At 36.5% G+C, this 13,095-nt stretch carries 10 protein-coding genes; 1 reads left to right on the top strand and 9 read right to left on the bottom strand.

Annotated elements, in window-relative coordinates; translation table 11 throughout:
- Positions 1 to 49 precede the first annotated feature (49 nt).
- From gnd to DN410_RS12085, 6 genes are all read right to left on the bottom strand, one after another.
- Positions 50 to 943, bottom strand: coding sequence for a phosphogluconate dehydrogenase (NAD(+)-dependent, decarboxylating) (gene gnd / locus DN410_RS12060; protein WP_149176685.1), 894 nt, complete (start codon positions 941 to 943; stop codon positions 50 to 52).
- Between the two features lie 112 nt (positions 944 to 1,055).
- Positions 1,056 to 3,050, bottom strand: a complete 1,995-nt coding sequence (gene tkt, locus DN410_RS12065; RefSeq protein WP_149176686.1) for a transketolase — start codon at positions 3,048 to 3,050, stop codon at positions 1,056 to 1,058.
- 39 nt (positions 3,051 to 3,089) lie between these two features.
- The gene (gene zwf, locus DN410_RS12070) at positions 3,090 to 4,574 is read right to left on the bottom strand and encodes a glucose-6-phosphate dehydrogenase (protein ID WP_149176687.1); all 1,485 of its coding nucleotides are present in this window, start codon (positions 4,572 to 4,574) and stop codon (positions 3,090 to 3,092) included.
- A 357-nt stretch (positions 4,575 to 4,931) separates the two neighbouring features.
- Positions 4,932 to 5,480: a glucose-6-phosphate dehydrogenase gene (locus DN410_RS12075; protein WP_149176688.1), complete on the bottom strand. Its 549-nt coding sequence runs from the start codon at positions 5,478 to 5,480 to the stop codon at positions 4,932 to 4,934.
- Positions 5,481 to 5,569: 89 nt separating this feature from the next.
- Entirely contained in the window at positions 5,570 to 6,523 is a 954-nt protein-coding gene (locus tag DN410_RS12080; protein ID WP_149176689.1) for an NADP-dependent oxidoreductase, read from the bottom strand.
- Between the two features lie 13 nt (positions 6,524 to 6,536).
- Entirely contained in the window at positions 6,537 to 7,490 is a 954-nt protein-coding gene (locus DN410_RS12085; protein ID WP_149176696.1) for an LLM class oxidoreductase, read from the bottom strand.
- A 482-nt stretch (positions 7,491 to 7,972) separates the two neighbouring features.
- Between DN410_RS12085 and DN410_RS12095 the strand changes: the two genes are divergently transcribed.
- A complete protein-coding gene (locus DN410_RS12095; protein ID WP_149176690.1) occupies positions 7,973 to 8,968 on the top strand; it encodes a zinc-dependent alcohol dehydrogenase family protein in 996 nt (331 codons plus the stop codon).
- 278 nt (positions 8,969 to 9,246) lie between these two features.
- Here the strand turns inward: DN410_RS12095 and DN410_RS12105 are convergent, their stop codons facing one another.
- The 3 genes from DN410_RS12105 to DN410_RS12115 form a co-directional block, all read right to left on the bottom strand.
- Positions 9,247 to 10,041 carry an SDR family NAD(P)-dependent oxidoreductase gene (locus tag DN410_RS12105; protein ID WP_149176691.1) on the bottom strand — a complete coding sequence of 265 codons (795 nt, stop codon included), beginning with the start codon at positions 10,039 to 10,041 and terminating at the stop codon, positions 9,247 to 9,249.
- Positions 10,042 to 10,666: 625 nt separating this feature from the next.
- On the bottom strand, positions 10,667 to 11,266 hold the full coding sequence (locus DN410_RS12110; protein WP_000158944.1) for a nitroreductase family protein: 600 nt from the start codon (positions 11,264 to 11,266) through the stop codon (positions 10,667 to 10,669).
- 385 nt (positions 11,267 to 11,651) lie between these two features.
- Positions 11,652 to 12,725, bottom strand: coding sequence for a WD40/YVTN/BNR-like repeat-containing protein (locus DN410_RS12115; RefSeq protein WP_149176692.1), 1,074 nt, complete (start codon positions 12,723 to 12,725; stop codon positions 11,652 to 11,654).
- Positions 12,726 to 13,095: the final 370 nt, after the last annotated feature.

Below are 13,095 nucleotides of genomic sequence, written 5' to 3' on the forward strand. Positions count from 1 at the left end.
TCTATTCCCTCCATTTTTTAAACGTCAATGAGTTAAATTTTTAAGATGTTTATTTCTTTTCTACTGCATGTCCGCCAAATTCATTGCGCAGAGCTGCTACAACTTTTCCTGTAAATGTATCATTGTCTAATGAGCGGTAGCGCATTAATAGAGACATTGCGATAACAGGAGTTGCCGTTTGAAGGTCTAATGCTGTTTCTACTGTCCATTTCCCTTCACCAGAAGAATGCATAACACCCTTAATTTCATCTAGTTTTGCATCTTTAGAAAATGCATTTTCTGTTAATTCCATTAACCAAGAACGAATTACTGAACCGTTGTTCCATACTCTTGATACTTTTTCATAATCGTAGTCAAATTCACTTTTCTCTAGAATCTCAAATCCTTCACCAATAGCAGCCATCATACCGTATTCAATTCCGTTATGAACCATTTTTAAGAAGTGACCACTACCAGCTTTTCCAGCATATAAGTATCCATTTTCTACAGCTGTATCACGGAAGATAGGTTCAACGATGTCCCAAGCTTCTTGATCTCCTCCGATCATGTAACAAGCACCATTACGAGCGCCTTCCATTCCGCCAGAAGTTCCTGCATCCATAAAGTGAATGCCATCTTTCTTTAATTGCTCATATCGGCGAATAGACTCTTTATAATGTGAATTACCCGCTTCAATTAAAATATCTCCTTTTGATAAAAGTGGTGTAACCTCATCAATAACAGAATCCACAACAGCATGCGGTACCATAACCCAAAGAATTCTTGGTGATTGTAATGACTGAACAAGTTCATTTAAGCTAGATACACCTGTAGCTCCGTACTCTTTCATTTCTTCCACTGCACTCGTATTTAAATCAAATGCTGCTACTTCATGTTTATGATCCATTAAATTTTTCCCTAAATTTAATCCCATTTTACCTAAACCAATTAATCCTACTTGCATAATATAATGCCTCCTCAAATCATCTTTTATTAAAAATTCATATCACTACGATTTTGAATACCTTTCAGCACTGATAAGTTGATCTGTCCAGAAAGGTATTCACAGTCATAGCTTAAGAATTCAATATATTTTTTGTAATTTGAACAACATTTTCTGTCGTAAATCCAAATAGATTCATGACTTCAGCTCCAGTTCCTGAAGCTCCAAATGTTTCAATTGATAGTACTTTTCCTTCTTGTCCTACATAACGCTCCCAACCGAGAGATACACCCATCTCAAGAGATACCCGCTTCGTTACAGAAGGCGGAAGAACGGATTCTTTATACTCGTTCGATTGGCGATCGAATAACTCCCAGCTCGGCATTGCAACGATGCGAACAGAAACATTCTCTTCTTCTAGTTTCGCTTTTGCATTAGCAGCTAAGGATACTTCAGAACCTGTCGCAATGAAAATCACATCTGGATTTTCATTCGTTTGTGTTAATACGTAAGCTCCTTTAGAAAGATTCTCTATATTCGCTTTCGTTTCATTAAACACCGATAAATTTTGACGGCTAAGTACTAAAACGACCGGACCATCCGTTTGCTGTAAAGCATACGCCCACGCACTCGCTGTTTCATTTGCATCTGACGGGCGGATAACTGTTAAACCAGGAATTGCCCGAAGAGCTGCCAAGTGTTCGATTGGTTCATGCGTTGGACCATCTTCTCCTACAGCGATCGAATCGTGTGTGAATACGTACGTAACTGGTAATTTTTGCAAAGCAGCCAGTCGAATAGATGGACGAAGATAATCGTTAAATACAAAGAATGTACTCACGAACGGTTTTACTCCTCCATGAAGTGCCAGTCCATTCGCTGCCGCGCCCATTGCATGTTCACGTACACCGAAGTATATATTTCGGCCAGCATACGATTCTACTGCATACACTGCTTCACCTTTTATATCTGTCATCGTAGAATGAGAAAGATCCGCACTTCCACCGAAAATAGAAGGAATCGATTTCACATAATGGTTAATAGCTTCCCCACTTGCAACACGAGTGGAAATCGTTTTTTCAGTATCAAAGGATAGAATGTCTTTCGCTTCGATTAAAACCTCACCTGTAATCGCTTTTTCTAATTCATCTGCTAGTGCAGGGTTCGACTCTCTGTATACGTTGAACTGCTCATTCCATTCGTTCTCTTTTTCAATACCTTTTTGTTTCAAATCATTAAAATGAGCTGTTACTTCTTCAGGCACAAAGAAGTCTTCCTCATAATGCCAACCATACACTTGTTTTGTCGCTGTCGCTTCCTCTACTCCAAGCGGATTACCATGTGCTTTGTTCGTTCCAGCAACTTTTGGACTTCCGTAACCTATAATGGTTCTAATTTCTATGAGAGTAGGTTGATCCGTATTGTCTTTCGCTAATTGAATCGCTTTTGTAATAGCATCAACATCGTTTCCATCCTCAACTCTTACATATTGCCAATGTGCAGATTCTACCCTTTTTTGAATATCTTCCGAGAAAGCAATGTTTAATTCACCATCAAGTGAAATTTCATTTGAATCATACAGTACAATTAACTTGCCAAGTTTCATATGCCCTGCCATTGACATCGCCTCATAAGCGACACCCTCCATTAAATCACCGTCTCCAACTAAAGCGTACGTATTGTGATCTATAATAGAGTGACCATCCTTATTGAACTTCGCCGCTAAATGCGCTTCTGCCATTGCCATTCCGACAGCATTTGCAATCCCTTGTCCTAACGGTCCTGTAGTCGCTTCAACTCCAGAAGTGTGACCAAACTCAGGATGTCCTGGTGTTTTACTATTTAACTTTCTGAAGCTTTTCAAGTCATCAATTGAAACGCCATATCCAGCTAAATGAAGTAAGCTATATAGTAGGCTCGATCCATGTCCCGCTGATAAAACGAATCGATCACGGTTAAACCATTTCGGATGATTAGGATTGTGATTTAAATGATTCGCCCATAATGCATAAGCCATCGGTGCTGCTCCCATCGGAAGACCTGGATGACCTGAATTTGCTGCATTAATAGCATCAATTGATAACGTACGAAGTGTATTCACTGCTAATTGATTTATGTTTTGTGTCATAGTAATCGTCCCCCTAAATGCTTTCATTAAAGAAAGTACTTATTTTTCCGTTTCTTGATCTAACCACCATTTAAATCCACTTTCTTGCAATAGTTCATTAGACGCATCTGGACCATATGAACCAGACTCATATTCATGAAGTGGTAATAAGTTCTCCTCGAATGCTTCAAGAATTGGTTGTACCCATTCCCATGACAATTCAACTTCTCTCCAATGTGCAAAGAATGTAGCGTCTCCACTCACAGCATCATGAATGAGTCTTTCATACGCTTCAGGTACTCCCACATCCACTTGCTCGCAAGTAAAGTTAATACGGATCGGTTCAATCTCTCCATTTTTCAATGGATTTTTACTATTTAACTGTAATGAAACATTCTCACCTGGGCTAATTTCAATTATTAATAAGTTAGGTTCTGCATTTGGATTATTATCTTGATATTGCTGTTTTAACGTATTTTTAAATTCGATTACAATACGAGTAGACTTTTCTTTCATTCGTTTGCCTGTTCGTATATAGAAGGGAACGCCAGTCCAAAATGGATTATCGATCCACAAACGAGCAGCAACAAATGTGTCTATGTTAGAAGAAGGATTTACTCCTGGCTCCTCCTTATATGCTACAACTTGCCCGCCTTTTATCTCTCCTGAAACGTATTGTCCGCGAACGATATGGTTCTGAACATCTTCTTTTTTCACTTTACGAAGCGTCTCCATTACCTTTCGTTTTTCCTCTCGAATTTCAGATGCGTTAATTTTTTCAGGCAAATTCATAGCAGTCATCATTAATATTTGTAACATATGATTTTGAACCATATCACGAATGGCTCCTGCGTGATCATAATATCCAGCTCTTTCTTCAACCCCAACCGTTTCACTAGCTGTGATTTGTACATTTGCTATATGTTCTTTGTTCCAAATCGATTGGAGAACAGGATTTGCAAATTCTAGTGCTTCAAGGTTTTGAATCATTGGTTTACCTAAATAATGATCAATACGATATATCTCGTCTTCTTCAAACGTGCGACTAAGCTTATCATTAAGCTCACGAGCAGATGTAAGATCGTGCCCAAACGGTTTCTCAATCATTAGGCGTTTCCACCCATCCGTTTTATCAAGTCCACTTTCCTTAATATTTAAAGCAATTGTCTCGAAAAATTCAGGAGCAACGGAAAGATAAAACATTCTATTACCTTTTATATGTAGTTCTTCTTCCCTTTCACGGACGACTTGTAATAATCTCTCATAGTCTTCCGGCTTACTCACATCTAATGGACAATAGCGAAAATTATCTAAAAAACCTTCAAGCTCTGGAGTACCTTCTTCTCTATGACGGGAAAACGTCTCTATTGATTCTTTTATTCTTTCTTGAAAATCTACATGAGATACTTGACGTCTTCCAAGCCCGATAACAGATATTTGCTTTGGAAGCTTTTGATCTCTATATAAGTTATATAGTGCGGGGTAAATTTTGCGTTTCGCTAAGTCCCCTGTCGCTCCAAATAAAACAAAGGTCATTGATTCCAATTTCAGTCCCCCTCTTGTTGTATAATCCTTGTAAATATTTTGAAAATGAATTGTACAGAAGCTCATGGTTTATAAAAAACAAAGAGCTATCAAATTCCAATTCTTTTTATACCTTTCGCTTTTTTAATTGTCCCCAATATTAATAGTGGCAATTCAAAGCATTTCTACCACAACTTACTTACTTACTTATTTATCGAACTTAACAAACAAATATATATCGAATTACTTTTAGTAATTAAATAACCTTACGTCTAGTATATTAACTATATAAATTACTGTCGTCAATAAAAAAGTCTCGAAATGAAGATTTTTTGTTTCGTAATAGTTTTTTTGTGTATTCCTAGTTACCATTCATGTTCAAAGGTAATGATCAATACAATAAATATCAGCTTCATCAAAACCTTTAATTACCTTTGTATTTAACTCGCGAACAGATTTTACATTATGATCAAAAGGCTTCTCTATGATAAGACGGTTCAATCCTTTTGTAGCCCACAATCCACTTTCCTTAATATTTAAAGCAATTACATCAAATACTTCTGGTATAACAGATAGGTAAAACATGCGATTTTTAGGAATGTTTAATTCTGTTTCACGCATCTTTACAAGACTCAACAAATCTTGATAGTCCTCTATATTCGCTGTATCTAATTGACAATAACGAAATGTGCTAATAAATTCTTCTACTCCTGATTCGTCATCAGTAGATATTCTAGAAAATGTAGCAAGGGATTGTTCTACCTTTGTTTGAAATTCCACATCTGACATTACCCTTCTGCCAATACCGATAATCGAAATAGATTGTGGTATATTTTGATTACTAAATAGTTTATATAAAGCAGGGTAAATTTTGCGTTTCGCTAAATCCCCTGTCGCTCCGAATAAAAGAAATGTCATTGAATCCATTTGTTCTCTCCCTTTTAAAACAATTGCTAGAATAGAATATATAAGCTCATTCGCTACTTAGCACCATACTGTCTCTAAAACCTCATACTTTACCAATGTTTCTTCAATACAATTTTGCCAAGAGCACGTTCTGACTCACTTATGTGGTGTGCTTTTTTTACACCTTCTACATGTAAAGGCAACACATGCGTCACAACAGGTTTAATCTTCCCGCCCTCAATTAATTCTGTAATAAGAGAAAGTTCATATCCGTTAGGTTCAGTAAATATATGGTCACTCTGAATATTTTTCTCTCTTGATATTTCAGTTTGCGGAATTTTCATACCTTTCGGGCCATAAATAGACGCTAACTTTCCGTTTTGTGCAAGCACGTTATAACTATCCTTTAGTACATCCCCGCCTAACACATCAAATACAATATTGTAATTATGCAAAAGCAAAGAAAAGTCTTCTGTTTTGTAATCAATGACAGTATCAGCGCCTAAATCCTTTACAAACTGTATGTTTTTCGTACTAGTCGTAGTTGCAACATGTGCACCGAAACTTTTCGCTAGCTGAATAGCAAACGTGCCAATCCCACCAGATCCAGCATGAATTAAAACCTTATTACCTTTTTGAACATTTGCGAACTTCACTAAACTTTGCCAACTTGTCAAACCTACTAGAGGGATTGATGCCGCTTCTTCAAAAGATAGATTTCTCGGTTTTTTCGCCACATACTTCTCATCTACAGCCACGTACTCTGCATAAGTGCCGTTTCGTTCAATATCCGGGCGACTATATACTTCATCCCCCATTTTAAATGCTGTTACGTTTGACCCTACAGCAGCAACTACACCTGCTACATCCCATCCTAAAACGAGCGGGAAGTCATAAGAAATTACATCTTGAAGTAAACCTTCACGTATTTTCCAATCCACGGGGTTTACACCAGCTGCATATACTTCAATCAGTACATCGTTCTCTCCCAATAGCGGTGTTTGCATTTCAATCTCTTGTAGTACACTTGTATTTCCATATTGCATAAGTCCTATCGCTTTCATTCTTTCCACTCCTTTACAATGCAGGGAAATGAGGTAGTACTTCTTCTCCTAGCTCATCCAATACTTCGTCAGCTGGACGTTGACCATCAAATAGAGCAAGGAATAAATGATTCACACCAACACTTCGATATATATCAAGCAATTCAATTAGCGCCTTACGCCCTGTACGGTAACCTAAACGTATCGGTGTAGGACGTTCATTTGGATCTTCAGATAAGTCTAAATGCATCGGTTGTATAAATGGTTTGAATACATCTGGATGATAATCCTCTACTCGTTCTCTCCATTGTCCAATTGCTGCAGCCTGATGTACCGGACTACGTGGATAATACATCCATCCATCTCCATGTTCAGCGAACCAGTCCATATTTTGCTGACTAAAACCTGTAATAAAGGTTGGAACACGTTTAGATGGTTTTGGGACTAAATTCGCACCATGCACTTCCCCTAGCGTCGACTGGATAGATGGGAAGTTTTTATACAAAATCTCTTCCAAGTAAGCAAACGCTTCTCTAAACTTTTCACCTCTTGTTTCATGACTAACACCTAACGCTTTAAAATCAGCACGTCGGTCACCGGATGAAACGCCGAGCATAATTCTTTCTGGAAACAGTTGATCTAATGTCGCAATTTCTTTCGCCACACGCAATGGATGGCGAAGCGATAATACAGTTGCCGACGTTCCAAATGCGATTTTCTCTGTTTTACTTGCTAAATACGTCAAATAAATCATCATATCGTAAATTTGACCTGTTGCAGGATCGCCAAAGTCAGGGTCTTGCAGTAAAACATCGCGAAGCCATACGCCTGTAAAACCATATTGTTCTGCTTTTTGCACTAACTCTACTTGTTTTTCCATCGTTGGCGCATGGAACTGATAATTTTCAATCGGAATGTGAACTCCTAATGTAAGTCGATCTTTCGCAAACATACGATTATATCCAAAATGATTCGCAAACTTTTCCATGTGTTTCACTCACTTTCCTTCATTCATATCAATCTATACTTTTCTTATTTCTTCTCAAAATTCATAGACAATACTGTAACACCACATTGTTGCCGATTGTAATCGTTATAACTTTCTTTGTGCTACGAGTGTTATTATAAATCGGTCATAACATGAATAACAGTACGTACTTTAAAGTGATGTAGGCACTTTTAAGTACCTATACTTAGTGAGTAATAATAAAGTGAAGCTTTAATCAGCCCTCAACAATCGGGCTTTTACGGGCAGCCCGGCGAATAGCGGGATAGACATAATGAATAAATCATGCTGCAAAAATAATATCTATCCTTTCTTCAAAAAGCTGTACCGTTGCTTTTGCAAGTACGTTACATTATTTCACGTACTTTCCCTTCTCTATATAAAATTCCACTAACCAAATTCAAAATATTATACTTATTTTTCGTACTTTGCTATGCTATAACCACAAACAGGAGGTATAAACAATGAAAGCACAAATTATCCATTCTTTTGGGGATTCATCTGTATTTCAATTAGAGGAAGTTTCAAAACCGAAACTTTTACCAGGTCATGTTCTAATCCATGTAAAAGCAACAAGTGTAAATCCAATCGATACTAAAATGCGTAGTGGTGCCGTTTCAGCAGTGGCTCCTAAGTTTCCAGCTATATTACACGGAGATGTAGCTGGTATTGTTATTGAAGTAGGAGAAGGTGTTTCGAAATTCAAATGTGGGGATGAAGTATACGGATGTGCCGGAGGTTTTAAAGAAACTGGAGGTGCACTTGCAGAATTTATGCTTGCTGATGCACGACTGATTGCTCACAAACCTAACAATGTAACAATGGAAGAAGCAGCCGCTCTACCATTAGTTGCAATTACAGCTTGGGAATCTTTATTTGATCGTGCAAATATTAAACCTGGTCAAAATGTTCTCATTCATGGAGCTACTGGTGGCGTAGGACACGTAGCCATCCAATTAGCTAAATGGGCAGGTGCTAAAGTTTTTACAACAGCTTCTCAGCAAAACAAAATGGAAATAGCTCATCGTCTAGGAGCCGACATAGCTATTAATTATAAAGAAGAATCTGTTCAAGAATATGTGCAAAAACATACAAATGGCAACGGATTTGAAGCTATATTTGATACGGTAGGTGGCAAGAATCTCGATCATTCTTTTGAAGCTGCCGCAGTCAATGGAACTGTCGTAACAATTGCAGCTCGTTCAACCCATGACCTCTCTCCTTTACACGCAAAAGGGCTTACTCTGAACGTTACTTTTATGGCGCTAAAAATATTACATACAGATAAACGTGACGCTTGCGGGGAAATTTTAACTAAACTAACGCAAATAGTAGAAGAAGGACACCTTCGACCATTGCTAGATTCTAAAACTTTTTCGTTTGATGAAGTTGCACAAGCACATGAATATTTGGAGTCAAATAAAGCAATAGGTAAAATAGTGTTGAAAAACGTTTGGTAACTTTCACTAAATAATACAAATAACAAATGTGTGTTGTTGGAAAATAACAGCGGGATCGCTTCGCCTTATCTTTTTCTTAAGAGATGTGCCACAACGCTAAAAGCCTTCCATCCTTTACAACAAGTAAAAAAATAACAGCCGAATTTTTCTTATAGTAGAAAATCCGGCTGTTTTCATATCACAATTTACCTTTTGTATATTTCTGTTAATAAGTAAAATACAAATTATTTGTCTTACCATCTTTACCTTCAACAGAATACTATGTTGTTTTTAATTTATTAAAATACACTACGTACTAATCCCCCGTCTATTCGCAACGCGGAACCATTAATCGCTGAAGAAAGTGGGCTGCTTAAGAAAGTGACAAGATTGGCAATTTCTTCTGGTCGAATAAGTCTTTGAATAATAGAGGTTGGTCGATTCTCTTTCATAAATCGCTTCTCAGCTTCTTCTATTGTCAATTGCTCATTAGGATAAAGACTATTTAACATAGTCTCCACTCCTTCCGTTAAAGTCGAACCAGGCATTATAGTATTAACAGTCACATTCGTTCCTGTCGTCAGCTCAGCTAAACTGCGAGAAAGTGAGAGTTGCATCGTTTTAGTCGCACTATAATGTGCCATTTCTTGAGATGGCATAATAGCTGCTTCGCTAGCAATAAAGATAACTCTTCCTTCTTTTCTTTCAATCATTTTTTTCAAATACGAGCGAGTAAGTCGAACACCACTCATAATATTGACTTCAAACAATTCAAACCAATCTTCATCAGGGATATCAAAATATTCTACAGGTTCAAAAATTCCTAAGTTGTTAATAAGAATGTCTACTTCAGGGTACTTTTCAATCACATTTTGGCACCCTTGTTCTGTTCCTAAATCAGCTACTACAGGTTGAAGGATAGCATCCGGATATTGCGCTCGAATTTCTTTTATCGTTTGATTAACATTTTCTTCACGGCGTCCATTAATAAGTACAGTAGCTCCTTCCGCTACTAATGAAGTGGCAATCGCTTTTCCAATGCCTGCCGTAGATCCAGTAACCAGTGCTGTTTTTCCTTTTAATTGCATATGCATATAGATCCCTCCAAATTCATGTGCTACATGATTGACTTACGTTGGAATAAATAATTACGTTTATATTGTGGTTCATTTCTCTTATCTTTAACAGAAAATAAGCAGATCCACTCTTTTCTCAAAAGAGTATAAACGAAAATTATGTAGCTATTTCACTCTGTACTGAATTAAAGATTGGAATTATCATCATTTAGATCTACTCGATAATTCTGATTCTAATCATTGTAATGTAAAAAAATCACATCAACAGCAGAGTAAAGCTAAAACCAACTAGTAAATACCATTATGATATATATTAACTATAAAGAAAATTACGCACTTTAAAGTTCCATAGGAACAAAAAAGTAACCTATAAACCATAATTTCTAACCCTTTATATTTACTAACGTAGTATCCTTTTCTATCATAGAAAAGGTTGTAAAATCACACATTCTTAAATACAGTTATAGGATTATTTTTATCCTAATTAACTAAAAACCATTATACTCCTTTATCACTTTCAAACATGAATCAAAAAACACGAAGACTTTAAAGTCTTCGTGTTTTTTTAAATATACATATTGTTACACTTGTGATCGTATTCATAACTAGAATTTTTTCACTCATTCCTTATGGATAACGTTTATTACTTATGAAATTTCACACGCTCTTCAAGCGGTTGGAATTCTTTTTCTCCTGGTGCAGCTGTTGGATTACCAAATGGCATTTGTGCAATTAGTTTCCAATTAGCAGGAACATTCCATTCTTGTTTTACCTCATCATCAATTAATGGATTATAATGTTGTAAAGATGCCCCTAGCCCCTCTGCTTCTAAACCTGTCCACACGACTAATTGGTGCATACCTGATGCTTGGTGTGACCAAATTGGGAAGTTTTCAGCATATGCAGCAAATTTTTCTTGAAGCGATTTAACGATAGCCTCATCTTCAAAGAATAGTACTGTTCCATAACCAGCTTTAAAGGAATCCATTTTTTGTTGCGTTCCTGAAAAATCTCCATCTCCAACTACTTTTCTTAATGTTTCAGTTGTAATATCCCATAATTTATTATGAGCTTCACCAAATAATACAACTAATCGCGCAGTTTGAGAATTGAAAGCGGATGGAGTATATTTCACAGCAAACTCCACAATTTCTTTAATTTTTTCATCCGATACTTGTACCTCTTTATTAATGCCATAGTAAGTACGTCTTTCTTTCAGTGCAGTATAGAAATCTTTTGTCATAATTCATTTCCTCCTGAGTTTTAATATTCTTCAAAATGATACATCTCGAAGATAATATGCGTTTAAATGAGTTCATTTTTGAATCATTGAACTTCCTAACACCCATTGCCAGTCATTCTAAATCTAAACACACTGCTTCCTTCGTTTTCCCTAAAAAAGCCTTATAACATCATTCATAAAATCTAGTCATCATTCGGTACTATTTTACCCATTCTCTATTCATGTATCCTGCTTGTTTCATATTTACACAAATATGAAACTAACCTTAAATTGATTGTCAAAAAAGCCAGGTAACACGAATAACGCATTACCTAGCTTTTTACATTTTCAAATTAAATTCAAATAACCATACTTAATGAATAGTTGTAAAAATTATACTCGTCACTTATTTAATAATTAACATCTCATAAGGATGTTGTTCCATTAATCTATTCTCCCAAGGAATCTCTAATGATGTCCAATTTGAACCACCATCTACTGACTGATAAACTCCTTTATTGCTAAACAGATAGAACGTTCCATCACTTGTTGCCTTTAATACTGGTATGATTGTGCCTTTAGGAGTTGGTAAACCTGCATTCATTTCTGCCCAAGGCTGATCTTTTTCTTTCTTATAAATAAATGATTCACAATTTCCATTATTGTAATCATGCGCTACGTGTGGATTTGAAGATGTCGCGATAATAATATTTTCCGGATCATTTGGGTTAACTGCCATTTGATATGCGTAATGATGCTTTAGCCCACTACACATATAGTTCCAAGTCTTACCTCCATCATTACTCTCCGCATATTCTTGACCTGGTTCTTTCAAGAATGAATCACCTAACACCCCATATAAACGATTTGGGGCATTGCGATGCGATTTAAGAACGTGAATATCTTGAGGGTAGTTCCCCTCTTTTTCCTCAGTCCACGTCATACCGCCATCTACACTTTTAATTAATCCTCCAACCTCAATCGTTGTATATAAAGTTTCTGGATTATTAGCATCAATTTCAATATGTTTTACGTGGTGCGTATATGTTCTTTGAGGAAAGAACCATGATGAATAAGATGGCATTTGTCGATAATCCGTTAGCAATTCAAAACTGTCTCCTCCATTTTTGGATACGAACATGGCACTCGGTTCAGTTCCTACATATACAATCCCGTTACCGTCATCGCCCTTCGCTGGAGATACAGAAACTGCTGTAATAGATCTCATATGAATAGCATTAGCTGGGAACACTTCACCAAAGGAAGGTAAAGTCCCAATTGCTTCCCATGAACTTCCTCCATCTTTACTTCTCCATAATCCCCTATCAAAAGTACCACAATATATTCTTTCTTGGTCGTATGGATCTGAAGCTAACGCAACTGGATTAGCACCTACAAACTGCGAATGGACACTCCATGTTGAATCTTTTCTTTCTGCAATTACAAGTTCTCTATCAAACGCTAATATAAATTTTTCCATAACTAAAATCTCCTCATTTCATAATATATCTACTGTATTATTTAAATTTTTGCCGTTACAAGTTATGAGATGACACTTATATGCTATAGCATATAAACGATAAATTATATAAGGAATATGTGATTAATAACTTACCTTATATAATTTGTTAATTTCACATCAATACGATGATCAAGACATCCTGTTAAATCATATAAGTCCATATGTCACCTCCAAATAACTTACGATATATGCTATAGCATATATATTATAGAACGCATTATTTTATGTCAAACTTTATACTATTTTAAAATCAGTTTTCCACATAGCCCAAAACAATTCAAAAGTCATAAACAGAAACACTTTATTGAATGAACACTCCCCCACTTAG

This window comes from Bacillus sp. SH5-2, assembly GCF_008368905.1.
GTDB classification, from domain to species: Bacteria; Bacillota; Bacilli; order Bacillales; family Bacillaceae_G; genus Bacillus_A; species Bacillus_A luti.